This window comes from Sphingobacterium sp. UBA5670, assembly GCF_002420705.1.
Taxonomy (GTDB): domain Bacteria; phylum Bacteroidota; class Bacteroidia; order Sphingobacteriales; family Sphingobacteriaceae; genus Sphingobacterium.
Window position 1 is genome coordinate 1 of sequence record NZ_DIIM01000026.1, and the last position, 25,065, is coordinate 25,065.

The following is a 25,065-nucleotide window of genomic DNA, read 5'->3' on the forward strand; positions in this document are numbered from 1 at the left end:
CTGGAGAATCGCTACACGGGCCGGGTGTCCCAAAACTTTAAACAAAATGGCAAGCCGATTTTGCTCTTCTGTAAATATTTCTGTTTTAGTAAGTCCCATGTTTATGATTTTAATATCGTAATATTACGATATATATTTTTTATTTCAAAATTTAATATAAAAAATGCCAGCGTTCGCCTTTATTGTCTTCTCCCTCATCTGATATCAATTTTAGGGTTTAGACCTAGTTACCGCTGGAATGGTTAACCATGCTCATTAGATTTATATTTGTCTTTCATCGGTTATTACAATATTGACAACATATATTATCGCTGTGCAGTGCGCTAGTGTGTTGATGGCCAATTTGTGAGTAATGGGGCAACTGAAAAAGTATATCGCAAATGGAGAGTTATACTTTATTTCCAGTGATCGCGCTGAATTTGTTACCCAGTTTGTCTTTATAAAAATCACCTTCCTTCTTAAAGCTTTTTGCATCTACTCCCTCAAGCCGCTGTTTTTGATAAAAGACATTTTTTGTGTCTTTTCCAAAATCATGGCCTATAGGTATAAAAGTTTTTAGATCAGCACCTGGGATTATTTCCTGATTATAGTAGACATAACTTTTGTCTTTCGAATAGGAGTTGCTTCCATAGCTATCGTATTTCTCATCCGTAGGGAATAACGCAAAGGAGGACGCATCAACAAGCTCATATTTGAACTTGTTTCCCCTGAATAATATGGACTTATTATTAACATTAATATGATCCTGATCTAGTACACGAATTGTCTGGATGGTATTAAATGGCATCGTTACCACATCTGATCCCTGCCGAAATGGCGGGTAGTAAATTGTATTGTCAATTCTCATGTAATACTTGTTGATTGCTTCAACTTTTCCGACGTTAGCAGCAACTGCTCTAAAAGCACCGATATTCGGCGATACATAGACCGAATCTTTATCCTTTAGAAAATAGTAATTGACGAATGAAAAGGTTTTGCGGTCAGCCCTTATCATGTCATTACTGTAGAAGTAATGGTCTTTATCGCGTGCCCAGTTTATATGATCCTTTACAGGTTCATATGTTTTGGGGTCTGCTCCCTGAATAATCTGAAAACCTAGGGCCTGATCGATGTAATAGACGTGAAGACGATCTTTCGGGATCTGATTGTCGACATAGAAAGAATTCTTATCTACTAGTTTTTGGATTGTGCCACGAAAGTATACAGCATTTTTGTCCTTGGCGATATCTTCTGACAAAACTTCAAATGATCGTGCATCAGCCTGCATTTCCCAAATGCCCAAGCTAAACCAATTTCCATTCTGACAATAAGCGATCTGTCCTTTTGAATCAATAAAATAGGAACCTGATTTTTGTTTATCAATCGGTTTGCCAATATTTCGACAAGAGATACAGAAACAAAGTAGAACATAAACTAAAAAAAAAGTGTATTTTTTCATTTTTCTTGTAATCTCCGACATATTTTTTACCGCATTATCGTTACTTTTCCATCCACTTATTGAGGGAGCTGCATAAAACTTGCACCAACGACTTTCAGCGTGTTGTTAATGCGTTTCCACACCCTAAAATACCTGAATTTTCCTTCCAGTGGTGCTCCCATTACCTCACCTTTTGCCGTCATTGTAATCACTGAAAGCGCGGTATCTCCAATTATTCTGATCTCATCAATTTCTGTTGACGCATTTTCAATAATCATTGCTTTTGATCTGTGTGCATTTAGATCCATTTCTTTTGTTAGCATTTGACCATCCGGTGCTACAGCTACGAGATGGTCATACAGTAGGAGGTCCAGAGCATCCACATTACTGGCTAGCTGAGCCAGGAAAAGCTGGTTCTCTGCTTCTGCAATTTCTTCTTTGGTAATCTTGTCCATATCCCGATCGGGTCTTTAAAATGCTGTTTTTATCATTATTACTTTAAAAATAATAAATCATTATTGTTCAGTTGCTATTTAAAAATTGTTTTTGAAGATCTCTCAGCGATTTGCACAGCAATTGTTGGATTATTTCCCGAAAAATTAGCATATTTTATCATTCCCTATTTAATTCTTATTTCTTTGACGTAGGCAGCTCTTTGATCCATATATTCTTAAAGTCCACGGGCTGGCCTTCGCTCTGCAACGCAATAAATCCGCTGCTCAGTAATTTACCATCGATCTTAATTTGTGGATCATATCCATTCGCTGTGCCGCCTCCAATCTGAGGTTTCGAATATTCCAGTACGGTATCTCCATTAATGATATGTTTGATTAATGAATCGCCTAGTACAATCAGTTCACCTTTAACCCATTGATCACCGTCATAGGTCTTCGAAGTAGAATTTAAACAATGGGAAGATGCTATTTTCCCTTGGTAAACTACATTAGTCCCAGGAGAACACATATTACCAGTAGGGCGTGGCTGACCATCGCTCAATCCGCCTAAAAGCTGCATTTCGACAGAAATAGGCCAATCCTGTTCTTTCAGCATGGTTCTTGGATCTTGTGAATGAAACATAACCCCACTATTACGGAGCGTATATGAAGGTGCTCCTTTGTGAAGTTCACCGACAAATCGATATTCAAACTTTAAATGATAATAAGAGAAGGGTGTTTTATAATATAAATGACCAAATTGATCATTAAAATCACCATACTGATCATACCTGACTTTAATAATCCCATCTTCCACTCTAAACGTATTTCCATAGTTTACACCAAAGTCATGATGATGAATTTTGACAAACCAGTCGTTGATGTCCTTTCCGTCAAACAATGATTTCCAGCCGTTATTATCTCCTTGACCTTTTATTCCTGCACACCCTGTCAAAATAAAACTGGTCGCTAAAATTGAATAGATAATTCTTTGTATTGAGTTGGTGGGTGGATCTATATTTTGAAGTTCACAGTCTGTCATTAATTTATTGAGTTAATTAGTTATCTTACTAAGATACTAAAAATGTTCATTCACTTTGGAATAATCCGTTATTCCAAGCCTATTTCCGAAAGGATCATTAAATTCAACCGCTAAACCTGTCATGATTTCAAATGGTTCGCTTAAAAATACGATCCCCTTGTTCTTTAAATGTTCATATGCTGTCTTAACATCCGCGACCTTAAACCATATAGCTGGTTTCGCATGTTGTCCAGTACTAAGGATGATTGCTGGTTCATTGTCACCTATCTTGAATGCAGTCATTCCCTTATCCGAAAAGTCGAATTTGGTTTCGAGGCCAAGTTGGTTCCCATAAAATTCTTTGGCCCTCTCTAGGTCTTCTGCAGGTAAAAAGAAATTGTCGTAATCTAATGGTAAGTTCATAGCTGTTAGGATTTAATTTGTGATAAGTCAATACCAAATGCTGTTAATTGGGATTCTCCAAGTGCAGTGATATAGAGGTTTTTATCGCTAGGGTCTGTTTTCGCCAGCCAGCCTTTTTCTATCAGAGCTTCCAATAGGAGTTGGCCGAGTTTTCCGCCGATATGTTCGTAACATAATTTTGCAGGCTTCAATTTATCGTTATTTTTCATTTTTATCTTTTATCCTAGCTTTTGATTTATAATTTCTTAGCTGTAAAATTATAGCAATGAAAGTGTATGACAAATGATCAAAATCATCTATTCTAGGGGCTATTTGACATCATTTAGTGAGTAGCTGTTTAAGATAACAAAACAAAATGTACCTAAAATTGGTATCTAAATCAGAGGATCTTATAATTTATGAAAAAGGAACAGGATAAAGAGACCAAGGTAAGAAGTTTGTTTGGACGATTTAAAGATCAATTACAGGATCCAGATTATACAAGCGTTGATTTTTTAGTTTTATTAGTTGATGTTATTCGTCCAACACGTATCAATTTGCTTTATCAGGTAGATATTAAATTTTTATTGGACTATCTCCATGACGCACCCAACGATCTAGCCGGATTTCAGCTTTATCTCAGAAGAATCCTAACGGGCAAAGACTTTGATCAGTTGATTTCTGACACCGGTATTATTAGTTATGCAGATTTTTTTTATGAGCTTAGGAAAAGAATCACCGAGCGGTACCTGCCGTTTCAGCCACCCAAGTCTACTTTGCAATATCTGTTAAATCAGGTTTTTTACAAGGCTCGTGATGCAGACTGGATTGCTGCGGTTCCGCAGGACCAAATCGATGAACTGTTTCGCATATGTAAATTTGAAACGATTTATGATGATGAAACCGGTTTTGGAATGATCGAAATATTGTATGGGCTGGAACTGTTGGTTCAGCGCATCACGGGCCGCGCAATGGAAACAGATGTAAACAAGATGGTACCCGAGTTTCAAAATTTTGATAGTCCTTTTATTGCAATCATGCGGGAGTTTACCGAATTGAATGATCGTATTTTACAGTCGGATAATAAATTTATTTCCTCGGATGATCTATCTTATAAACAGATTGGGGTGCTTCATAGACAATGCGAATCGTTTATTGAAACGGCCTTTGATAATTCACATCGTTTTGGAATTTCCATAAAAGTCAATCAATCCCTTTTGCGTATACGGCAGCAGCTGGAAAGGATCAGAGAAATCTTGTCCTTTTTAGTGATCGACAATCCAGATGAAAAGAAACAAAAGACGATTGCACTGGCGACAACCCTTATTGGTTACAATTCACGAAAAAGCAATATACGTAAATTAGTAGGACAGAGTACACAGCTTTTGGCCTATGAAATTACACACCATACAGCACAGACTGGGGAGCATTATATTACCTCAAGCAGACAGGAATATTGGAAAATGTTCCGTTCAGCCTGTGGGGGAGGTCTCATCGTAGGAGTAATGTGTATCGTTAAATTATTGTTGGGTAAGATACATACCAGTGAATTTGGTCATGCATTTTTATATAGTCTGAATTATGCCATCGGTTTTACGTTAATTTATCTCTTTGGCGCAACCTTGGCAACCAAACAGCCTGCAATGACAGCATCTGCATTGGTCAACGCGATTGAACAGGGGGCTTCAGAACAGGGCGTTAATAGACATCGTTATTGGATTTTTGCTGAATTGTTTGCACGGTTATTTCGCTCACAGTTCATTGCTTTTGTTGGCAATGTTGCAATGGCTTTTCCGATGAGCCTGCTTCTTGTTTGGGCTATTCAACAGTTGTTTCAGGTCAATATTGCGAGTGCCAAGTGGCTACATCTGGTGAATGACCTCAATCCAATTAAGACACCTGTGGTCTTGCATGCTTCCATTGCCGGTGTTTTTTTATTTCTTTCCGGAATTATTGCTGGTAGTATTTCAAATCGTGACAAGCATAACTCCGTATATTATCGCATTCAGGAGCATCCTATGTTGAAAAAGATGTTTGGACAGGCGAAAACAAACAAAATAGCTTCATTTTATGAAAAAAAATGGGCAGGTATTGTATCCAACGTTTGGTTTGGAATCTTTATGGGCACAACAGCTTCTATCGGACTTTTTTTAGGGTTAAATCTAGATATAAGACATATTACATTTGCCAGCGGAAATTTGGCATTGGGTCTGTTTGGACATGGGATGGAACTCTCTACAGATATATGGGTATGGGGTATTTTAGGGATAGGGATTATAGGATTCTTTAATTTTATGGTCAGCTTTTCCTTATCCTTGATGTTAGCCTTTCGTTCGCGAAACCTATCGTCGAAAGAATTGATGAAAATGGGAAAGGCCGTTTGGATCTATTTCAAGATAAATCCAAAATTGTTTTTCTTTCCACCTCGAAAAAATTAAGGGATTTAATACTATACCTGACTCTTCCTGTTCGTGGCTATCTCTATTTGGCAACTTGTCGGCATGTGCCTCAAGTATACGAAAAGCAGGTAATTTATCGTTCCCTAAACATTGATATCACCAGAAAGATCAGGTTTATCTTCATCGTCCTTTTCTTTCTGTTCAGCTTGTGCTTGCTCCCTGTTATGAGTTCGATCGTCTTTGATACCGGATAAATTAGTGTTGGGATCATCATCTTTCTTGGAAGTATCCTCTTGCTTGGATACGTCTGGACTTGGTTCTCGTGGATCCGGATTTGGGATAGCTGCCATGAGAAATATAAGTATGCCTATATGCCCGTTATTTTTGTTTTTCGATCTGTCCATAGGATTCATTTTTATTAGAGAACATGTTTTGCGTGTTAATCGTTGAGAGAAATTAGATCTTATTTATTTCCTGTGACAATTTCAACCAGACTTTCAAGCAAGGTAAGCTTGAGTTGTTTGCCGGGATAATTCATGCGTTGATCGTCTATGTGTATTTCCTTACCTTCCCATTCTATTGTTAATCTACTGGCTCGGATGGGCCTTATTTTAAATTCTATATCAGTTCCATTCAACAGTCCGTCGATATAGTCTATGAGTTCCTGGCGCTGATCAGCAGTCACGATGATGATATCAAACTGTCCATCTCCGGGATCAGCATCGGCGGCGAGCACTAGCCGCGGCCCCATGCTCGGGATGTTCATGACCTCAACGAGAATACATTCTTTTTCAAAACTGCCTCCAGCTACAGTAAGTTTTAGTTTTTTAGCTGGAAATGTTGCTACCAATTTGCGGAGCTGCCTTAGGGCAGTTTTGATTTCATCTTCTGCGCTAAGGTGCTCCGTATTTTTTTTATCCATTTTCTTCATCAGCAATGGAAATACACCAAAACCGATTGATTCGATAAAATACAAGGGTTTCCTGTCTAATCCTGTGACCATTCCTACATCGAATTTTTTAAGTAGGCAATTTCTCCAAAGACCGATAGCTTTTTCACAGTCTAGGGGAATACCGAGAGAAATAGCGATATTGTTTGCCGTGCCTTGGGGCAAAATGGCGATTGGCCTTTTAAATCTTAACTTTTTTTCCAGTAGAGCCATTACGGTCATTCTTACGGTGCCATCACCGCCTGCTAGGGCAATAATGTCTGTCTGCGGATGGATCTTTTTTACCGCATCCTTTTTTGCTACTACTGTGCACTGGTGGCCAAGATCTTCAATCAATTGACATAGTTCGTCCTTATCTCCATTAGTGTCATCCCCAGCAGCCGGGTTATGTACTAAGCGTATATTTTTGCCATGTTCTTTCATAACATCTGAACAAAGCATGCTCGAGATTGGTTTTCATAGAAAAGGTACAATTATGAATATACTTATTACCAATGACGATGGCATCTATTCGCCGGGAATTGCGGCATTAGCAAAGACAGCGAAAGAGTTTGGAACAGTTAAGATTGTTGCCCCCGATGTTGAGCAGTCGTCTATGGGACATGCCATAACACATTCCCGGCCCCTAAGCTACCGGCGTGCACCGATTACTTTTGATGATATTGAAGCTTTTAGGGTAAATGGCACACCCGCAGATTGTGTCGCCTTGGGTTTACATATGTTTCCAGATACACAGGTTGTACTTTCGGGTATTAATATGGGACCTAATCTGGGTAATTCCATGTGGCACTCGGGAACATTAGCTGCGGCAAAGCAAGCGACACTTCTTGGCATTACGGGTATCGCATTGAGCACACCTGTCGGGAAGACGGAGCCGGATTTTGAAGGGCTTTCTCGCTGGACAGGGGATGTGCTCAAGCTATTGCTGAATAATAAAGGTCCTGCCCTATACAATGTGAATTTTCCGTCCGAACCTCGAGGTCTGTCATGGACAAGACAATCTGTACGCTTATATGATGGCAGTGTGGTACCCGGAGAGGATCCCATGGGAAGAAAAAACTATTGGATTACCGTTGTGCCATTAGAACCTGCTGAAAAAGGCACAGACCGCTGGGCGGTAGAAAACGGTTTGGTCTCTATTACGCCTTTACGGCTGGATCTCACTGCACATGATGAGCTTACGGCGAGACTGGCAAGCGAACGTACATAATGGAGATAGATAAGACAAAGGAAAGGAAGAGATTTTAATAGAGAGGCAAGCACAGGGCAGCATGGAAAGGATGTAGCAATACCTGCTGTCTCATCGAAAACAATATAAGGACATAAAATGGCAACAGCTGAAAATTTAACACAAAAGAAACGATTTCGTCCAGACGGTAAAGCTGGATTTGGTGGTGTGGCGTTAGGAAATGGGTTTCAACACAACGCAGACCTTGAATGTTTACAGGCCGTTGAAGCAGCATGGAATGCAGGGATACGACTGTTTGATACGTCGCCTTGGTACGGCTTGGGTATCAGTGAACGTAGAATGGGTTTATTTTTAAAAGATCAACCCAGAGATAGTTTTACGCTATCAACAAAAGTAGGACGATTAATGCTGCCTCATGAAGATTTTAAGATGGAACAATCTTTATGGAAAGGTAAGCTAAATTTTGCCTATAAGTATGATTATAGTGCAGCAGGGGTAAGACAAAGTATAGAAGAGAGTCTGCAGCGCTTGGGATTATCGTCCATTGACGTGGTGTATATTCACGACCTTTCACCCGACAATGGAGATATGAAAGATAGCTATGCACACTATTTTGAGCAAGCTGTTAACGGCGCGATGCCCGAACTGACCAGGATGAGGGAAGAAGGAATTATTAAGGGCTGGGGATTAGGGGTTAATACTGTAGAGCCAATTTTACAGACATTGGAAGTTGCAGACCCGGATATTTTTCTCTCAGCGTGTCAGTATTCATTGATCAAACATGACGAGGATCTGAACCAAGTTTTCCCTAAAGTTGCTGAAAGGGGGATTTCTATCGTCGTTGGAGCGCCGTTATGTGCTGGATTTTTATCGGGCAAAGACCGCTACCTTTATGACGGGACATTTCCCGCCGGTGTTAAGGAAAAGCTGAATGCTTTGCAGCAAGTAGCAAGAAATCACGCAGTGGAGCTACACACAGCAGCTTTGCAGTTTGCTGCTGCCCCCGACGAAGTGTCTGGCGTTATACCAGGAGCACATACCGCTGAGCAGGCCGTACAAAATGCACAGGCCTTCAACATCAAGATACCAACAGACTTCTGGAAAGAGCTAAAGCACGAAAAACTTATTGCAGAACATGCACCAATACCCGATAAATAATATCGTTCATAGCGGATAGGGGTGCGATTAACGCACCCATTTTTTATTTAAAAGCATTTAAGCGAAAAGTAGTTCGATATAAAATCCTCGTTTATTGCAGGGGTGCGGTAGAATCTATAGGGATCATTAGATTAAATGCAATTTTATTGTCGTCCAAAGAGACCGTTATTTTTCCTTTATGAATTTTTGCGATTTCGTTCGCGATAAACAATCCTAATCCAAGCCCATTGCTGTTGGCTCCTTTTACAAAGGGCTTAAATAGATCTGTAAGATCTGAAGACTGTGAATAGGAGACCTCATTCGTAATACTGAAAATGAAATTTTCTTTTTCAATAAATGCGTTGATTTCTATATTTTGATGTGGATTGCCGTGTTTTATTGCATTGCCAATTAGATTGGTAAATGCTCGTCCCATTTTAGTATGATCACAAGGTATATCAATGGGAAGATTAATATGAGCGATTAACGTTCTATTATGAAGTAGTTCAAATTCCGATAGGATTTGTCTAATCAATGAATCCATGCGTTGGTTATCACGAACTCTTATAAATCCATCGTCAAGACGGATACTACTGAAATCTAATACATCATCTATTATTCCCTTCATCCGAAAAGATGCTTCCTCAATTTTCTTTAATAAGCTTTTTTGGTTTTCATCTTTTATATTTCCCTGAAGATATTGTGATATCACTTTTACAATGCTGACTGGATTGTTTAAGTCGTGAGCCAAAGATGATAAAACGAGTTCTCTATTTTTCGAATAGTTAAGTTCTTGTTCTAATTTTCTTCTTGTATTTCTGTACTCTATGACTGTTTTAAAATCTATTGCGATTAAATCGCTGCAAACTGGCAGCAGCATTTCCAGTTTACTTTGGTCAAACTTCACCGGTTCCGCATTCATTAAACTCAGGTGCCCTATAATCGCATCTTTTTTATTGATTATTGGATAAGAAATATAACTTTTTAAACCGAATTTCTGAAGAATATCGGTCCATTGATTGACTGAGCACAGTTCACTATCGTCAATATAAATTGGCGAAAGGCCCTTCCGGATTGCCTGATATATTGTAACGTATGTTTCACTGTTTTTAGCGACAATCTTCTGATACTGATAATCATAAACGCACCAGTTCCCCCAAGTCTGACCATCCTTTTTGCGTATCAGGCCGTATCGCATTTTTGTGTGACCACACAAAGCTTCTAAAATTCTTTTACAGGAATTGAAGTCACTTTCTTTAATATACCTGTCGTACGGTTGATTTGGCTGATTTGGAATTGTCATTTTTATCAATGGTTAATTGCTTTACCAATAATAGCTAATTTATTATTTTAATTGTTGCACCTCACGGCTATCCATCGTCTTTATTGCACGAAATATGAGCGCTATAGATGCAAAAGCTAAAAGAATATGAATAAAATCTTCTGTAATGAATCCTCCCAAAAAAGTAACTGCCCAAATAATCACTATGCTAACAGCCACCGAATATAATAGATCTCCCATATTTAAATATCATTCTTTATTGAAGAACAATATATAGCTGGAATCGTTTAATAATTTTAGAAGGCAGTAGGGGAAGTTACAAAATTGTAAGATTATATTTTTAATAAAAATTCAACTAATCTAGAACCTAAGATAAAGGTCAAGGTATGAAAACAAAATAAACTCAGTCCCCATTATCGTAAAGATGGCTGTCTTCGCACAGGATATTTCTACTTCCCATAGCCCAATGTCACTATTCTTTGTGTGAATAAATCTAGCTTAGAATAGGTAACGTAAAAGTGCATATTCTGTCATGGATCAGCCTTTGCATAACAACCATACATGATCGTTTGTATTTTTAGTCATTTCTATGAAACAATAGTTTATTGAGCGTTGTCTTATAGCTGTAATATTGGTAAAGTAAATGAATTTTGATCTTGTTAAATGTGAAAACCTGCAGCAGGCTATACATATACCGAACACGACAGACGACTATCAGGAAGAAACCTGGTTTGTAAAATTTGGTGAAGAAATAGTAGGAGTCGGACTTTTCCCAAAAGGAAGCGAGAATTGTATTTTGGCGATAGTAGGTGATGGCTATGATGATAAGACGGTTATTGGTGACATCGATATACACGATGCACTTATTATTGAAGGATTGAATATCGCATTTGAAGGCTACTTAAGATCCATCCGCGGAGATGTGGTCATTGGTGAAAAGAAAGTGGATTAGCACAGGACTTAGCATCGTAGGCTTCTCATCTATTTAATACCGAATACAGGATGGCAATATGGGCCACGCGAGCCCCTATTGACGAATCGAATTTAACTTTATACGCATATTTGGCGATAGCCTATAATGGATATTGTAATCTCTGGAAAAATCGGAGTTGCTGGTAGAATTAATCGGTCCGGATGCACAGAAAGAATACGCTAAATTATGATGTGCATGTTTGAAAATATTCTTACTGTGACATCCGGAGCAACAGAACTGTAAGCACTAACTTCTAGTATATAGATGGAAGGTCCTATATAGACCTGCGCATCTTTTAAGCCTTTGATTTTAGATAGGGGATATGATATTTTTCGTTGAATCTTTTTTTATCATCGCGATAGCTGCTAACTGCACCTAATTTATGCATCATTTTAATATAGCACCAAGCAAGATCAATTTGATAAGGCTTGAAACCACTTCGCGCACTTTTTGGATACAAATGATGATTGTTGTGCCATTCGCCCGCGACAATTCCTGGCCATAGTTGATTTATAGATTTGTCATTTTCATTAAAGTCGATCCCTTCTCGTTGTTTGTCTTCTCCTTTTGCATGACCTTCATAGTTGAATGTCCTTACACCTACAGCCCAAAATCCAGCAGCACCAAAGAGTGTACAAGCAAGTGCATGGCCACCGATCAAATAAAAGATGGCATACCAAAAAGCCCAATTCAGTATCCAGGACCCTATTGCATGGGTAGGATTTACATAGGAACCCCACTTTTGATATTGCAGGTAACTGTTGGCCGCTACGCCTGTATGCCGCATAAGAAGTTTTACACGGTTATAAGAATTTTCGGTAAGGTCTTTTGCAATAGGCTGGTGATTAACATCCGCTAAAAAACAGTATAAAAATCCGGCTTGTGCATTATAAGGATCACCTGGTTGATCAGATTTTGCGTGATGGACATGATGTGAAATCACATATATTTCTTCGGGAATAACATTGATAGTCAGATTTTGTGTGAAAAAACGCCAGAATCCGTTCCGAAATTTGAAGGCTCCGTGCGTGGCAAATCTATGATGCCATATCGTTCCGTGGGTCCCCATAACGATCATGCTGTAAAAAAAAGCTGCCAGTACTGTCCACCAGTTGAAATGGTATACTAAGAATAAAATAAAAAAAGGAATGAGGCAAGCCACTTTTAGCCAGCTAAAAAATGGTAACCAGTTGCGTTTGTCTTTAAATATATTGAGACGTTTGAAGAATTCGTTAAGAATTTGTTTTTTACTAGGTTTTACGAGGTTTCCATCGTTGTCTTTCCATCCGTAGGTAGGAACTTGTAGAACATGATCTAAAAAGGGCATTTTGGTTGATCTAAATTATTATATTGGCTAAGCTACCATATATTCAGGTTAAAAAGTGTTAATAACAAAAATTTAACATATTCACAGGCTCTGAACAGATCAGCTTTAGCCATCTTTTTGTTAGTACGTACATTTAAGCTTACATCGGTAAAATGGATGACAGTTTTCTCAAACGTAACTAAATGCGGTTTTGGTATTTATCTCTTACATTATTTCGTTGTAGGTTTTGGCTATTGGTTGGCTAATGTAGTTGCTATCCCAGTATCGCTAAAGATTCCTATCACTGCAGCCATAGTTTTCTTGATCTCGTGGGGCATTGTTGCTTCTTTTTATAAAATTATGCCGAAGGCATCGAAATGGATTTTTGGGTAAACATACGCAGCCAAATCTTCTATAGATCAAGCCTTATAGCCAGGTAGTCTCCATCCAGACGGATGCCATGCTATATTTACTACACAAATGTGTATTTTTTAAATTATGCGTTTAATCATAATGGGTAAAGCATTAGCTTAGAGTTAAAAAAGAAATATATATTTTTCGAATTACAGTTTTTTTTAATTATAAACTATTCATAATAATTATGCTAAAAATAGGACTAGTCTTTATTGGGAGTCTGTTATCCCTTATTTTTAACTGTTACGGGCAGAGCAATTATATGTCTAGCGGCTATGTTTCACTTATCATAAAAGGAGCGTCACCTCATGATTTGAAAAAACTGGAAGTAGATGGCCCTTTTATGAGTGACCCTTTACAAGGAGACCGGCCGGTTAAATTTAGAAGCGTCAATGACTCGACTCTTTTGCTATCCGAATTTACATTTGGCCCCGCTTCTGTTTTTTTTAGGATGAATGGTCGCTACCTATCGACTATTCTGCTTCCAAATGAAACTAATTTTATTAACCTTCATGTAACCGATTCCGCCAATTTTGACTTAGATTACCATGGCTCTTATAAGGAGATATTTGATAATTCTGGTCTGCAGGAAAAGCTCATAATGAAAATGTTTTCCTACAAGCCTATAGTAAAGAAAGGAGGAGCTAAATTTACTTCTGAAAAGGAATTTACAGGAGTTAAAATGCTTCATTTGAATCAGATGAAAGATTCGTTGCTGAAAAATGCACCTTCTCAGTTCTTACGAAATTATTATTCAAAACTGATAGAAACATATCAGATTACACCACTCTTAAAAGACTATAAAAAAAGTCTTTTGACCTACTATAAAATGACAGGTATAGAGGACAAAAAAGAAGTCAACCTACCGGTTAGGACACGGTCATATTATGATAATCTCATTACATCCGGGTATTTAGACTCACTTAGTTTGCTTCCGTCTGGTTATTTTGATCTTTTGCTTACCATTCAAAAGGATACGCTTTTGGAATTTCCTGATATTTTGAAGGCTGGCCCTGTTATTTTTACCAAAAGTCTAAGTAAAACGTTTAAATATTTATCTCCGGATGACCATAATCTTTTTTATGATATGATGGTTGCTAGTGCATATATTAACGCCATAAATCAAGGAAGGCAATTAAGCGACCAGAATCTGTATGATATCATTGCTTACTTTAAAAATAAACAATTAAGCAGTTATATTTTGCATCGATCTGATATTAGCATGTTTAGTCAGAAGAAGAATGGAGAGGTGTTCTTTCTTCCATTTGAAAAAGAACATGATGATGTTTTGAACACTATTCTGGAGAAATACAAAGGGAAAGCCGTGTTGATTGATCTTTGGGCCACATGGTGCGGTCCCTGTCTTGCTGCTTCCCCAGCGATGGAAAAGGTCAAAAAACGGTTTGAAAATAGGGACGATATTAAATTCATTTATCTGACAGACGAAACTTCAGACCGCAACAGATTTTACGAACTGACTAAAGTCCTCAAAGGCGAGCATTATTATCTTCATAAAAACCAGTTTGAAGCGATTAAGAAGAGATATAACCTTGAAGCAATTCCTAGTTACGTTGTTTTTGATAAAAATGGAAAAATGAGTCAAGCAAGTACTTCCCCGGATAATTTGGAAGAAGTTGCCAAAGCCTGGATAGACAAAGTGCTATCATATTAACCGCAATTCTAAATGTCCTAACTGATATTTGTTGGCATAAAATTTAAGATATTTCACCTTTAAAGATATTTAGAAAAATCCATCGTAAAGAAAAAATTATGGCTAGTATTTTTATAAAAAATAGAAGCTTTTGGCACGATTATTTGTTGTAATTCGTGATAGAAGGATATATTATTTTAACACAATATCCTCTGGGGAATTATGATTTTGATAGTGTTAATGGTTTGTATAATAGCCGTATTTTAAAAATTTAGAAGCTTTGGATTTATGGATGGAACAATTGGTTCACTAAACGAAAAGGCGAATCGTTCGCAAGTGTTTCGCTTAACCTACAAAGGTCAGGATTATCAGCTCATGTTGTTGAAAAAGTCATTGTCAAAACAAGATACCGAAGTGCCAATTTTGTTGGATGGAACTGACCAAAAATTAGTAAAAAGGGGAGATAGGTGGTTTTTTGAGCATATGGATTCAGATCAGCATTTTGCTACGGAAATTTGGCGCAATCTATCGCTTCGTTATCGGATTTAATAATACACATTATTGCGTATTTTTAATTCATTCAAATTATATCGATCATAGATAGCTATGCAGTTACGGGAAATATGAAAATAAGACTTGTAAATATATAATAGCGCATATTTATTGATTAGTATTTTAGAAGGTTATTACTGCCTTTTCCAATGAATGAAGTTTCAACTATAGTGGATGAGGGGAGATAAAGTAAATAAATCGGCTTGCCAGACCGATTTTAATACGCAAAAAATAACAATAGTAAAAGATCAGAGGTTTTAATCTTGGTAGATCGAAAATCATGAAATCAGACGATCAGACATACCGCAGTTATAGACAATCCGTTGCAAGCGAATTTGAGACCGTGTTTTCTCATTTTTATTTTGCGGAGAACGCTTCAGCACAGGCCATAACGAAAACATTGCTTCCGTCTTTTCAGACTATTATGGTGTTCAATTTTGGTGCGAAAGTCCGGTTAGTTTCCAATGGGCAAAATGAAATCGAAGTAGATAAGTGCATCGTACTCGGTCCACTAAAATCTGCCTTTAAATATACCCTTTTCCCGGGATCCCAAATTTTAGTTGTTAATTTCAAAGGAGATGCATTTTATCGTTTTTTTGGAAAGGCATTTCTTTCCGATCATTTGCCGATGAACCCTGATGAAGCTTTGGAAGAAAATTGTTTTACCTATTTGTGGCATCAATTGAACGCTGTGCCAAGTGTATCAGACAGGGTAAACTGCATTCTCGATTTTTGCAGGCCCTATTTAAAATTACAGCATGAGACTGCTGCATTGTTGGCAGATTTTAAAGACAGCACACGCAATCCAATCAAATCCATTGCCGAAGAAACTGGGCAAACTGAAAGAAATGTGCAATTGATGCAAAAAAAGTATTTTGGTTACAGTTCCAAAGAGCTAACTCGGTACCAGCGTTTTGTAATAGCGATCGGACTGATACAGGACGTTCTTTTGTCATCAAAAAAAGTGAACTGGTTTGAGATTATAGACGAATGTGGGTATTACGATCAAAGCCAGCTTATCAAGGATTTCAAGCATTTTATCAATCTTTCTCCCAGAAATTTTGTAAAGTTTCAGCAGGATATCTGCCAGGCTTCGGGCGAATAGTCTTTTCGTTTTCTTACAATTTTTCCGTTTGCTTTCATTCTACTTTTGTTTTGTTCAATGATTTAAAAACAAAAGTAGAATGAAACATCTTATTATTTATGCCCATCCAAATGCGGCAAGTTTAAACCAGCTATTCAAGCAAACAATTGAAGAAACACTCAGGAGACAAAAGTATGAAGTTGTAGTCAGGGATCTGTATCAGCTTAATTTCGACCCGGTGCTGTCCCTTGAAGATATGGACGGACAACGTAGCGGGAGGGTCAGCGAGGCAATAAGAAGAGAACAAGAACATATTGTTTGGGCTGACGCAGTTACGTTTATCTATCCGATATGGTGGACAGGTATGCCGGCCATTATGAAAGGTTACATCGACCGGGTATTCAGCTACGGATTTGCCTATAGGTACGATAATGGAATACAGAAAGGACTGTTGGCCGGCAAAGCTGCTTTCATTATTAATTCACATGGAAAATCCAAGATCGAATATCAGGAAATAGGAATGGATAATGCCCTAAAGCTGACCTCCGATAAAGGTATCTACACCTATTGTGGCTTCGATGTGAAGCGCCATTTCTTCTTTGACCGTGCTGACCGAGCGACAGCAGAAACTATTGAAGTGTGGAAAACGGAAATTGTTGATGCCTATGCTATGTGGTAATCTGTTGGGAAGTAGCAGAATTGATCTTGATCGGATCTGCTACCTATTTTATGGTGGATGCAACAATCATAACCCGACCTGTATAGTTTTCTTTGCTGATTAAATTTCCTTTTAGTTATAATTGGGCTTTTTTAATGTTTAAACATGTGTTGTTTTTAAATAGTATAAGTTTTTAATAAAATAAAATTTAATTTATAACGTTATTATTAATAATATTAAAAAAGTTTGAATGATTAAAATTCTTTTGGTCGATGACCATGAAGTTGTGCGCAACGGTATCAGCCTATTATTGGAATCCAACCCCAGTTTTTACATTATTGGTGAAGTAGGCAGTGCAGAAGAAGCTCTCTTATTTATAGAACAACAGGATATGCCCGATTTTATTCTATCAGATATCAATATGAGCGGTATGGATGGAATTTCCTTGGTTCGGATAGTCAAAAAAATTTATCCACAGATAAAGATAGCTATCCTGTCTATGATAGAGGAGATCGATAAAGTGGCAGAAGCTTTTGATGCTGGTGCTGAGGGGTATTTATCAAAGAGTAACGATTTCGAGGAACTTCTATTTGGTATAGCCCATATAGCCGGAGGAAATAAATATATTAGCGCCTTCCTCAGTGTTCGTATTTTGGAAGTATACCGTAATATTGTGCCAGATCCTGTTGACAAGTCTGCAGTCCTCCATCACTATGACATCACTGAGCGCGAACTTGATGTATTGGTGTTGATTTCAGAAGGATTTACTAATGGTGAAATTGCTGATAGGATCTTTCTGAGCAAACGTACAGTTGAGGGACATCGCCAGCGTCTGATGGAAAAGACGAAGACCAAAAATACAGCGGATCTCGTCCGGTTTGGCTTTCAAAAGATGCTATTGCAGTAACCCCCGGTTGTCGAGATTAGGCTATCCATAGCCCTTTTAAGAGATCTTAATTCTGACTATCCCAGCGCCAGCCAATTCGTAAAAACCATTGCGAAGTGCTCGCACAGATTGATACGATGATTTCACTTTTTGTTCTACGTTAATTTTGGTTAGTATTTCCTTTGAAAAGCCCAAAAGACTCATTTGAGCCCTGAGAAGCGCACTACCCTCCAGTCGGAAAGTAACCGAATTTTTGCCTACTCGGAAATTTGAAACTGGATAATTTATAAATACAGTTCCGCCCAGATTGCCCAATTTGAAATACTGTCGCGGTATGATGCCAAAGGCCAGGCCGGCCCCGTATACTTCCTGACCAACTTCACCGCTTTTCTCCCAACCATCATGTATATCTTCAAGAGGAACCCAAAGATCCTTCTGTATCTCACCTGTTTTAGTCTTTTCGGCAATCATTTGCTTCGGCAGAAGCGGAGGATAATAGTAGGCAAGGCGGCCCGTCGCATACTTGATAAATTCGGGAATCAATATTTTTAATGAAGGGAGAATAGCTATCCCTGCTGCCGCTTCAAGATAATGATGTAGTGCAGCAAATACTTCCAGCTCTTCGTATGCCGCTGTATAGGGTGCATCTTTTAGGGGAAAAACAGAAAAGAAATAGGGGAAATTTTTGCCGTAACCATAATTGCAGTCCCACAATTGGCAGTTTTTGAATATACCGGCAAGGCAGCAGTAGCTAAGTTCCAGGTAGTGCTTATCGCCTGTCACTTTATACATTTCCAGAAAGGCACCCGCAGCAAATGCGGTGTTATTGGCCTGATAAAATATATCAAAGGCCAGACCGTCTAAACTTTTAATCGACCTGCTCGCTTCCAGAAGAAATCGCTTTTCTTTTGTCAGCTGCCAAGCCAGTAGCATAACGTGTGCGTATGATCCGGGGACATCTTTTTCTCCGCCCTCACCTGGAGCCGTTTCGGCTTTTAATACCTCCAGGGTGGTCATTTTATAAAAGACAGGCCATTTATAGTTAAAATGTCTTGCAACCTTTATCGCATAATCTATCGAATCCAAAAACAGTTTTTTAGCCATCCTGTCTCCACGTAATGCGAGCCGGGCGAGGTTTAACAAGGGGTGATGTAGATACCAAGAGTCCATCACCATCTCACTTTTTTGCTCCTCAGAATGGTCTAAGTCATTGTTTAGCGACGGATGCCACCTGACTAAACTCTTTATTGACTTATCATAGAATGAGGTGAGTCCATCTGACAGTTCTTGCAGCATAGGGTGCTTCTCTCCGGTCCAGGTCAGATACTCATGCAATGGAAGTATGACGGCAAGCTGGACCATGATCTCTGCAGGAGTCTTGTAATCGCCGACGTAAGCATTTAGATAAGGACTGCCGTCCGTTTGTGTCCAACAGCCTTTATTGTTAGAAATATTATCCAAGATTTTCTCGGCCGTTGGTAGCCAGCTGTGCTGGCTGGCTTCGGGCTTAGGTAGGAGGAGATATATTGATGCGAGTAAATCGAGGTATCTTTCAACGATCTCGGCGTCACTTTCAGGGATATTTTCATCAAGCCGAACAAACGCATCCGAAATAATGTATTCTTTATTGGCCGGCAGCGGTTTTTCAGCATTGACGGGAAACTGGAATCCGATCTCTGGCCATTCGCCACCGACTGTTTCCCGGAGGGATACCTCCGTTTCCTGGCAGTAGGGTGACATGGCGGTAAGATTCTGAAAATAAAACACAGAACCGGCTTTTGGCTTTGTCATACTGAAATAGAGTTGTCCCGACCTAGAGCCTACCTGTTTAGTATGTATTGTCCCTGCTGTATTTTCGGTTCTTCCATCTTTAGTTAAAGGCACAATATCCCGTGGCCAGAAGGGGATAAGCAGCGGTAATTTTGTCCGGAGGGTAGTGGTATAACGAAAGGTGGCTTGCAGGCTTTCTGGAAAGAAGAGAATGGTGCGATAATAGGCCAGCCTGGTCGAAGCAGTGATCAAGATCTCATCAGGAGCTTCTGAGATCGTCACTTTCTCAAACCGGCTATTTATCCCGAAGGCCAATCTAAAGGCTATGCTTACGTCCGTCGGCCAAATAACCACCAACCATATTGAATCGCCCGCATCATGGATTTTGAGCTTGTATGCTTTTAGGTCTATTTCAAAAATAGGCATAGAGTCCGCAATATCGGATTGGACCGTTGCTGTCCATGGAGTGACAGGATTTATCATCATGCTAATTTCTTAATTGTGTTTGTCCCATTACAGGAAGATGAGTACCGTGGCAATCGTTTTAACGATTGATTTTTATGTTACAACTACGGTAAAAAATGTATTTTCCCTGCTGTATTTTCGGTACATCCAGCTATAGTCAAACACACAATATCCCGTGGACAGAAAGGAATAAGCAGTGAGGAAAAGAATAAATGAGTTTAGGAGTAGGTATAGTGATTGAGGCTGGAGACGGGATGTAATTATTTAAGCAGATAAAAAATTAAGCAGATATAAAAACGGAAGTAGGTTGAAGATAGCTCGATGAGCGGTCTCACAGGATATAGCGTAATAAATGCCCGGATTGCCGGGCATTTATGAACTTATGATGCTGACTCGTTTACCGATGAGACAGCGATTTCTGTGAGTAGGATGTCAGTTTGCTTTTCCTCATCAAGAGTTTGCTGGAGCAATTGCTCTGCTTCAGTATGGTTCATCAATTTTGCAAATGTAACCAGACAGCCATAGCTGGCGATTTCATAATGTTCTACTTTTTGTGCAGCGGAAATGAGTGCTGCGTCTAATGCCGGGTCATCTTCAAAATTTTCAATGATTTCGTCAGCTTCCTCTAAAAGGCCCTCCATTGCTTTACATTTTTTACCCCGTGCAGCAATGCCCAAAGCTCCAAACACCTCTTTAAGCCGCTCGATTTGACCTTGAGTTTGGCTGTGGTGTTCCTCAAATGCTTGCTTCAATTGTTCATCTTCTGCCGCTTTGCTCATTTTCTTTAAACCTTTTAAGAGCTGTTTTTCCGCGCCTAGAATATCTTTTAATTCGTCTACAAATAACTCATGTAAATGCTCATTTGGCATTTGTTGCTGATTTTGATTCGATTTTGCCATAATTCTTTTTTAGAGATGGACATGAGTCAGGAGAAGATCGTTTTTAAAATTCTCAATTTTGATTTCAGTCTTTTCACTTCCGATCATCAATTATTAGTGATGGCATTAAAGTAATGATCGAAGATCAATATTGTCCTCCTCGAAAATCGGATAAAGAATTTGCATTAAAATCACTTTCTATACAACTATTTTGAATTTTGAACTGTTGACTCCATAGTCAGGCAGAAGATAAGTATAGTTTGCTTCTATTTGCTCCATAATTTATAAATAGAAAGGTAATGAATCCGAACGAAGACATATTAGAAAATATCGGTAAGTTGCTTGTTTCCGAAACTGTTGCAACTGCAGAAAGTGTTACAGCCGGAAAGCTTCAGTTTTTGTTGTCCCAGATCAAAGAAGCTTCGGACAATTTTAAAGGAGGCCTAACGGCATACACGCTAGAAGAAAAGGTCAATCTGTTGGGAATCGACGAAGAGGAAGGCAGAAGTTGTGACTGCGTGTCGCCCGAGATTGCACAAGATATGGCATTGCAGGCTTCGCATCTGTTTAATACCGACTACGGCATTGGTGTTACAGGCTATGCAACTCCCGTCGAAGAATCGAATTTCACTTTATATGCATATTTTGCAATAGCCTATAAAATGGAAATTGTAATCTCAGAAAAAATCGATCTCCCAGCAGATCTTCTCGGACCGGATGCACAGGAGGAATACGCGAGAATTATTATTGCTGCTTTTGAAAATCTTCTTGTTGTGAAGAACGGTACAAATTAGACGGAAATAAAGTCACGATTGTCAGATTACAGTTTAATTTTTCCCGCATGGTACTCATGCAAATTTTTCACGAAATTGCTCGAGCAGTTATGACGTATCAATACAATTTTTGAGATGAAAACAGAGTGGTTCACGAACGTGTGTTGTAATTAGCTGATATACAGTCTATTATTTAGTAATCCGTTTGGTTTGACTTAATTTACGCTGAGATTCAATTCCGCCATTATTTGATTTGTAATTTCTGCGGGAGTGAGGTCGTCCTTTATAGTATCAGTATGGATGTGATAATATACTTTAGCTAGCGTCCTTTGTAAGTCCCAATTCAATTTCAAATGATCATCAGGATTCGCATATGTCCCCCATATCTTCCTGCAGTCACTTTTAAGCCGATAGCATTTGTCTTCTCACCCCAATCTTTAACACTGGTTTTATAACTGTTAAGTCCGGCCTGACTTTTAATTATAGCGAATTCGCAAATCCAATCACGAGAGCCGCTGCGACCTGGCCATATAGACATATCGAAAGCCCTCAAACAACATTCGTATGTGTGGTCTGCTGTGTGGGAAGATAGGGGAGTTTTGCTCTTTAGACGAAAATGATTATTTATTACCTTAGAGACAAAAAGGGAATTATCACGTCTTTAAATAATATGAATATCGGGCCTGTTGCAGATACAGAACCTTTTGTTTTTTTTTTTGCCGTAAAAACCCTTCATTTGTACTGAAGAGAAAGTAGTGATGATAAAAAAAGATCTTTTAATCCAAATAGCTGAAGAGCTTGACGATTACTGTTCCAATGAATCGGCAGATGGTACCCTCACTGAATTTTTAAAATACATGTATCTCAAAAATTCAATTGGGATCACTCAGACACGTAAAGTTGGAGGTGAACATGCTATTGTTTCGGAAAGAGACGTCCCGGCGGAAGATTTGGGTAAACTTCTTTTGATGATGAACCGTTATGCGAAACATTATATCAAGTTGGCATTCGAAGGAACTCATCTGCAGTCGCCAGAAGATTTTACTTTCCTGATGGTGCTATTCTCCTATGATAAACTCCTTCAAACAGAGCTGATTCGAAAAAATGCTGTCGAAAAGGCATCCGGCACGGAAGTCATCCGCAGGTTGATGCGACTTGGGCTAATTGAAGAAGCTCCCAAGGTTTCCGATAAACGGGCCAAACCGATCTCTATTTCCAATGCGGGCCGTGCCGAATTATTTAAGGTACTGCCTAAAATGAAAACCGTCGGTAACATTCTGATCGGAAACCTTTCCGATGAAGAACGAGATTTATTGATTATCCTATTGGCTAAGCTCGATCATCATCATCATATTCTGATGGATAAGAAAGACGTGACCGAGCTCGAACAATACCTGAAAAAGGATTAGAATTTGGCTAATCTTTTTTATTCAAAAAAGTATTTTTACATACATCATTTCTGATAACATTTCACATTAACCATACCTTTTTGAGCTAAATATTGTCGTGATCAAAGATTAAAGTTTTTTTTCTCTGACTAAGCATTACTTTTAGTTTTTTTGAAATTAGTATTATTTAATACTAATTTAGAGTTTAAATAAACTATATTTGCTTTTAAACTCTAAAGATTATAACATGCTTAACACAAAATTCTTGTTGACGACATCCGTTATGCTAAGTACGTTAACTTGTCTAGCCCAAAAGAAAGTACTATCTGGTACTGTGAAAGATGCAAATACTGGTGAGACATTGATCGGTGCAGTCGTTACAGAACAGGGTACGGAGCGGGCAACATCAACAAACAATTATGGTTTCTATTCCCTATTACTTGAAAAGGGCGAACGGATTGTGACCTTCAGTTATGTGGGATACGGGACTCAGACCAAAACAATCTCATTCATGGAATCGGCAAAGTATGATGTCGAACTTGTACCTAACCAGAAAGCGTTGGAAGAGGTTGTTGTTTCTGGCGTTCGGAAAAATCAGCATGTGCGCAGTCCACAGATGGGATCATTTAAATTCAGCATGGAGGAGATAAAAAATGTACCCGTACTATTTGGCGAGAAAGATTTACTCAAGACAATACAGCTTCTGCCCGGTGTACAAAGCGGAGGCGAAGGAAGCACAAATTTTTTTGTTCGCGGCGGAGGCGGAGACCAGAATCTGATTTTGCTGGATGAAGCTATCGTCTATAATGCGTCCCATCTTTTAGGTTTTTTTTCAACGTTCAATTCTGATGCCGTTAAGGACGTACAGCTTTACAAAGGTGGTATCCCAAGCCAATATGGCGGACGAATATCTTCTGTTCTGGATATTGCCATGGTGGATGGAAATCATAAAGAATTTTCTGCTGAAGGGGGTGTTGGGCTCATTGCATCACGCTTAAAAGTATCTGCACCCCTACCCAATGATCGTGGGGCGGTCATGCTCAGTGGCCGACGCACTTATGCAGATCTGTTTTTAAAACTTTCAAATGATCCAGACGTCAAAAATAGCAAATTATACTTTTATGATCTAAATGCCAAGGTGAACTATAAGATTGATGAACGCAATAAGATCTTCCTATCTGGTTATTTCGGAAAGGATGAGTTAGGGTTTTCCAATAAATTTGGTTTTAACTGGGGAAATAAAACAGCTACTGTACGTTGGAATCACATCGTCAATGATCGATTGTTTAGCAATACCTCCTTAATCTACAGTGATTTTAATTACAATGTTGGTGTCAATGGCAATAGCGGCAATTTTGATATCGCTTCCAAAATTGAAAATTGGAACCTCAAACAAGACTTTTCTTATTATCCATCCAATAGATCCACAATCCGCTTCGGCCTAAATGTTTTAAACCAATCTATTCGGCCTGCCAGCTTAGATGCTGAAGAAGACGCTAACGTCAATTCGATTCGCATTGAAAAGCGTAAAGGATGGGATTTAAGCGCTTATTTTTCCCATGAATGGAAAGCTACAGAGCGCCTTTCCTTACTTTATGGTCTGCGCCTTTCTGATTTTATGGTCATGGGACCGGGTACGTTCTATCGTTTTGATGGGGATAGAGATGTGATTGGCGAGCAATATTTTGGAAATGGAAGCGTAGCCAAATATTACATCAATCTTGAACCCAGGCTATCTGCAAGTTTACTTTTAAATAATCTGGGCAGTATCAAACTTTCCTATAATCGGATGGCGCAGAATCTCCATCAATTGACCAATTCCACTTCAGCACTTCCTACCGATCAGTATGTTCTGAGTAGTTTGAATATCAAGCCGCAGCTCGCTGATCAGATTGCCTTAGGATACTTTCGAAACTTTAATGGTACAGCGTATGAATTTTCAGTCGAGTCGTATTATAAGGCTATGGCCAATCAGATTGACTTTCGCACAGGCGCAGATCTGCAGGCTAACGAATTGCTTGAAGGCGAACTTCTTTT

At 38.8% G+C, this 25,065-nt stretch carries 24 protein-coding genes and 1 pseudogene; 12 read left to right on the forward strand and 13 right to left on the reverse strand.

The features are described from left to right. The 6 genes and pseudogenes from B3C94_RS21475 to B3C94_RS21500 form a co-directional block, all read right to left on the reverse strand. A pseudogene (locus B3C94_RS21475) lies at nt 1–99 on the reverse strand (transcriptional regulator); the annotation flags it as partial. 289 nt (nt 100–388) lie between these two features. Then, complete coding sequence (locus tag B3C94_RS21480) at nt 389–1,438, reverse strand: DKNYY domain-containing protein (protein WP_293907615.1); 1,050 nt, start codon at nt 1,436–1,438, stop codon at nt 389–391. 56 nt (nt 1,439–1,494) lie between these two features. Next, nucleotides 1,495–1,872 carry a nuclear transport factor 2 family protein gene (locus tag B3C94_RS21485; RefSeq protein ID WP_293907617.1) on the reverse strand — a complete coding sequence of 126 codons (378 nt, stop codon included), beginning with the start codon at nt 1,870–1,872 and terminating at the stop codon, nt 1,495–1,497. Between the two features lie 175 nt (nt 1,873–2,047). After that, nucleotides 2,048–2,893: a 3-keto-disaccharide hydrolase gene (locus tag B3C94_RS21490; RefSeq protein WP_293907619.1), complete on the reverse strand. Its 846-nt coding sequence runs from the start codon at nt 2,891–2,893 to the stop codon at nt 2,048–2,050. A gap of 36 nt (nt 2,894–2,929) precedes the next feature. Continuing rightward, nucleotides 2,930–3,295, reverse strand: a complete 366-nt coding sequence (locus B3C94_RS21495) for a VOC family protein (RefSeq protein ID WP_293907621.1) — start codon at nt 3,293–3,295, stop codon at nt 2,930–2,932. A 5-nt stretch (nt 3,296–3,300) separates the two neighbouring features. Then, entirely contained in the window at nt 3,301–3,504 is a 204-nt protein-coding gene (locus B3C94_RS21500) for a hypothetical protein (RefSeq protein WP_293907623.1), read from the reverse strand. Nucleotides 3,505–3,693: 189 nt separating this feature from the next. Here B3C94_RS21500 and B3C94_RS21505 point away from each other — a divergent pair, with 189 nt between their 5' ends. Next, nucleotides 3,694–5,712, forward strand: coding sequence for a hypothetical protein (locus tag B3C94_RS21505; RefSeq protein ID WP_293907625.1), 2,019 nt, complete (start codon nt 3,694–3,696; stop codon nt 5,710–5,712). A 104-nt stretch (nt 5,713–5,816) separates the two neighbouring features. Here the strand turns inward: B3C94_RS21505 and B3C94_RS21510 are convergent, their stop codons facing one another. Together B3C94_RS21510 and B3C94_RS21515 are read right to left on the reverse strand one after the other, a co-directional pair. Beyond that, entirely contained in the window at nt 5,817–6,077 is a 261-nt protein-coding gene (locus B3C94_RS21510) for a hypothetical protein (RefSeq protein ID WP_293907627.1), read from the reverse strand. Between the two features lie 59 nt (nt 6,078–6,136). Continuing rightward, complete coding sequence (locus B3C94_RS21515; RefSeq protein WP_293907629.1) at nt 6,137–7,063, reverse strand: diacylglycerol/lipid kinase family protein; 927 nt, start codon at nt 7,061–7,063, stop codon at nt 6,137–6,139. Nucleotides 7,064–7,097: 34 nt separating this feature from the next. On the opposite strand from B3C94_RS21515, the gene surE reads away from it, so the two are divergent. Beyond that, complete coding sequence (gene surE, locus B3C94_RS21520) at nt 7,098–7,832, forward strand: 5'/3'-nucleotidase SurE (protein WP_293907631.1); 735 nt, start codon at nt 7,098–7,100, stop codon at nt 7,830–7,832. A gap of 117 nt (nt 7,833–7,949) precedes the next feature. Further along, nucleotides 7,950–8,969: an aldo/keto reductase gene (locus B3C94_RS21525; protein WP_293907633.1), complete on the forward strand. Its 1,020-nt coding sequence runs from the start codon at nt 7,950–7,952 to the stop codon at nt 8,967–8,969. A 91-nt stretch (nt 8,970–9,060) separates the two neighbouring features. On the opposite strand, the gene B3C94_RS21530 is transcribed toward B3C94_RS21525, so the two are convergent. Together B3C94_RS21530 and B3C94_RS21535 are read right to left on the reverse strand one after the other, a co-directional pair. After that, a complete protein-coding gene (locus tag B3C94_RS21530; RefSeq protein ID WP_293907635.1) occupies nt 9,061–10,251 on the reverse strand; it encodes a GAF domain-containing sensor histidine kinase in 1,191 nt (396 codons plus the stop codon). A gap of 42 nt (nt 10,252–10,293) precedes the next feature. Continuing rightward, a complete protein-coding gene (locus B3C94_RS21535) occupies nt 10,294–10,470 on the reverse strand; it encodes a lmo0937 family membrane protein (RefSeq protein ID WP_293907637.1) in 177 nt (58 codons plus the stop codon). A 403-nt stretch (nt 10,471–10,873) separates the two neighbouring features. Between B3C94_RS21535 and B3C94_RS21540 the strand changes: the two genes are divergently transcribed. After that, a complete protein-coding gene (locus B3C94_RS21540) occupies nt 10,874–11,182 on the forward strand; it encodes a hypothetical protein (protein ID WP_293907639.1) in 309 nt (102 codons plus the stop codon). Nucleotides 11,183–11,498: 316 nt separating this feature from the next. On the opposite strand, the gene B3C94_RS21545 is transcribed toward B3C94_RS21540, so the two are convergent. Then, nucleotides 11,499–12,530 carry a fatty acid desaturase gene (locus B3C94_RS21545; protein ID WP_293907641.1) on the reverse strand — a complete coding sequence of 344 codons (1,032 nt, stop codon included), beginning with the start codon at nt 12,528–12,530 and terminating at the stop codon, nt 11,499–11,501. Nucleotides 12,531–13,110: 580 nt separating this feature from the next. On the opposite strand from B3C94_RS21545, the gene B3C94_RS21550 reads away from it, so the two are divergent. From B3C94_RS21550 to B3C94_RS21570, 5 genes are all read left to right on the forward strand, one after another. Beyond that, on the forward strand, nt 13,111–14,595 hold the full coding sequence (locus B3C94_RS21550; RefSeq protein ID WP_293907643.1) for a TlpA family protein disulfide reductase: 1,485 nt from the start codon (nt 13,111–13,113) through the stop codon (nt 14,593–14,595). Between the two features lie 267 nt (nt 14,596–14,862). Continuing rightward, the gene (locus B3C94_RS21555; protein ID WP_293907645.1) at nt 14,863–15,123 is read left to right on the forward strand and encodes a hypothetical protein; all 261 of its coding nucleotides are present in this window, start codon (nt 14,863–14,865) and stop codon (nt 15,121–15,123) included. Nucleotides 15,124–15,406: 283 nt separating this feature from the next. Further along, a complete protein-coding gene (locus tag B3C94_RS21560) occupies nt 15,407–16,231 on the forward strand; it encodes an AraC family transcriptional regulator (RefSeq protein WP_293907647.1) in 825 nt (274 codons plus the stop codon). A gap of 79 nt (nt 16,232–16,310) precedes the next feature. After that, nucleotides 16,311–16,889, forward strand: coding sequence for an NAD(P)H-dependent oxidoreductase (locus tag B3C94_RS21565; protein WP_293907649.1), 579 nt, complete (start codon nt 16,311–16,313; stop codon nt 16,887–16,889). A gap of 229 nt (nt 16,890–17,118) precedes the next feature. After that, complete coding sequence (locus B3C94_RS21570; protein ID WP_293907651.1) at nt 17,119–17,775, forward strand: response regulator; 657 nt, start codon at nt 17,119–17,121, stop codon at nt 17,773–17,775. A gap of 36 nt (nt 17,776–17,811) precedes the next feature. On the opposite strand, the gene B3C94_RS21575 is transcribed toward B3C94_RS21570, so the two are convergent. Together B3C94_RS21575 and B3C94_RS21580 are read right to left on the reverse strand one after the other, a co-directional pair. Next, nucleotides 17,812–20,010, reverse strand: coding sequence for a hypothetical protein (locus B3C94_RS21575; protein ID WP_293907653.1), 2,199 nt, complete (start codon nt 20,008–20,010; stop codon nt 17,812–17,814). A 359-nt stretch (nt 20,011–20,369) separates the two neighbouring features. After that, the gene (locus B3C94_RS21580) at nt 20,370–20,888 is read right to left on the reverse strand and encodes a ferritin-like domain-containing protein (RefSeq protein ID WP_293907655.1); all 519 of its coding nucleotides are present in this window, start codon (nt 20,886–20,888) and stop codon (nt 20,370–20,372) included. A 278-nt stretch (nt 20,889–21,166) separates the two neighbouring features. Between B3C94_RS21580 and B3C94_RS21585 the strand changes: the two genes are divergently transcribed. The 3 genes from B3C94_RS21585 to B3C94_RS21595 all read left to right on the forward strand — a co-directional run. Then, nucleotides 21,167–21,661: a CinA family protein gene (locus B3C94_RS21585; RefSeq protein WP_293907657.1), complete on the forward strand. Its 495-nt coding sequence runs from the start codon at nt 21,167–21,169 to the stop codon at nt 21,659–21,661. Nucleotides 21,662–22,398: 737 nt separating this feature from the next. Continuing rightward, complete coding sequence (locus B3C94_RS21590; RefSeq protein ID WP_293907659.1) at nt 22,399–23,049, forward strand: MarR family winged helix-turn-helix transcriptional regulator; 651 nt, start codon at nt 22,399–22,401, stop codon at nt 23,047–23,049. A 226-nt stretch (nt 23,050–23,275) separates the two neighbouring features. Then, on the forward strand, nt 23,276–25,065 hold a 1,790-nt coding region (locus B3C94_RS21595), incomplete at its 3' end, for a TonB-dependent receptor (RefSeq protein WP_293907661.1).

What these genes read in the sequence shown, in the direction of transcription:
- B3C94_RS21480 (WP_293907615.1), bottom strand. Translation starts at nt 1,438, where the DNA reads ATGAAAAAATACACTTTTTTTTTAGTTTATGTTCTACTTTGTTTCTGT.
- B3C94_RS21485 (WP_293907617.1), bottom strand. Translation starts at nt 1,872, where the DNA reads ATGGACAAGATTACCAAAGAAGAAATTGCAGAAGCAGAGAACCAGCTT.
- B3C94_RS21490 (WP_293907619.1), bottom strand. Translation starts at nt 2,893, where the DNA reads ATGACAGACTGTGAACTTCAAAATATAGATCCACCCACCAACTCAATA.
- B3C94_RS21495 (WP_293907621.1), bottom strand. Translation starts at nt 3,295, where the DNA reads ATGAACTTACCATTAGATTACGACAATTTCTTTTTACCTGCAGAAGAC.
- B3C94_RS21500 (WP_293907623.1), bottom strand. Translation starts at nt 3,504, where the DNA reads ATGAAAAATAACGATAAATTGAAGCCTGCAAAATTATGTTACGAACAT.
- B3C94_RS21505 (WP_293907625.1), top strand. Translation starts at nt 3,694, where the DNA reads ATGAAAAAGGAACAGGATAAAGAGACCAAGGTAAGAAGTTTGTTTGGA.
- B3C94_RS21510 (WP_293907627.1), bottom strand. Translation starts at nt 6,077, where the DNA reads ATGGACAGATCGAAAAACAAAAATAACGGGCATATAGGCATACTTATA.
- B3C94_RS21515 (WP_293907629.1), bottom strand. Translation starts at nt 7,063, where the DNA reads ATGCTTTGTTCAGATGTTATGAAAGAACATGGCAAAAATATACGCTTA.
- surE (WP_293907631.1), top strand. Translation starts at nt 7,098, where the DNA reads ATGAATATACTTATTACCAATGACGATGGCATCTATTCGCCGGGAATT.
- B3C94_RS21525 (WP_293907633.1), top strand. Translation starts at nt 7,950, where the DNA reads ATGGCAACAGCTGAAAATTTAACACAAAAGAAACGATTTCGTCCAGAC.
- B3C94_RS21530 (WP_293907635.1), bottom strand. Translation starts at nt 10,251, where the DNA reads ATGACAATTCCAAATCAGCCAAATCAACCGTACGACAGGTATATTAAA.
- B3C94_RS21535 (WP_293907637.1), bottom strand. Translation starts at nt 10,470, where the DNA reads ATGGGAGATCTATTATATTCGGTGGCTGTTAGCATAGTGATTATTTGG.
- B3C94_RS21540 (WP_293907639.1), top strand. Translation starts at nt 10,874, where the DNA reads ATGAATTTTGATCTTGTTAAATGTGAAAACCTGCAGCAGGCTATACAT.
- B3C94_RS21545 (WP_293907641.1), bottom strand. Translation starts at nt 12,530, where the DNA reads ATGCCCTTTTTAGATCATGTTCTACAAGTTCCTACCTACGGATGGAAA.
- B3C94_RS21550 (WP_293907643.1), top strand. Translation starts at nt 13,111, where the DNA reads ATGCTAAAAATAGGACTAGTCTTTATTGGGAGTCTGTTATCCCTTATT.
- B3C94_RS21555 (WP_293907645.1), top strand. Translation starts at nt 14,863, where the DNA reads ATGGATGGAACAATTGGTTCACTAAACGAAAAGGCGAATCGTTCGCAA.
- B3C94_RS21560 (WP_293907647.1), top strand. Translation starts at nt 15,407, where the DNA reads ATGAAATCAGACGATCAGACATACCGCAGTTATAGACAATCCGTTGCA.
- B3C94_RS21565 (WP_293907649.1), top strand. Translation starts at nt 16,311, where the DNA reads ATGAAACATCTTATTATTTATGCCCATCCAAATGCGGCAAGTTTAAAC.
- B3C94_RS21570 (WP_293907651.1), top strand. Translation starts at nt 17,119, where the DNA reads ATGATTAAAATTCTTTTGGTCGATGACCATGAAGTTGTGCGCAACGGT.
- B3C94_RS21575 (WP_293907653.1), bottom strand. Translation starts at nt 20,010, where the DNA reads ATGATGATAAATCCTGTCACTCCATGGACAGCAACGGTCCAATCCGAT.
- B3C94_RS21580 (WP_293907655.1), bottom strand. Translation starts at nt 20,888, where the DNA reads ATGGCAAAATCGAATCAAAATCAGCAACAAATGCCAAATGAGCATTTA.
- B3C94_RS21585 (WP_293907657.1), top strand. Translation starts at nt 21,167, where the DNA reads ATGAATCCGAACGAAGACATATTAGAAAATATCGGTAAGTTGCTTGTT.
- B3C94_RS21590 (WP_293907659.1), top strand. Translation starts at nt 22,399, where the DNA reads ATGATAAAAAAAGATCTTTTAATCCAAATAGCTGAAGAGCTTGACGAT.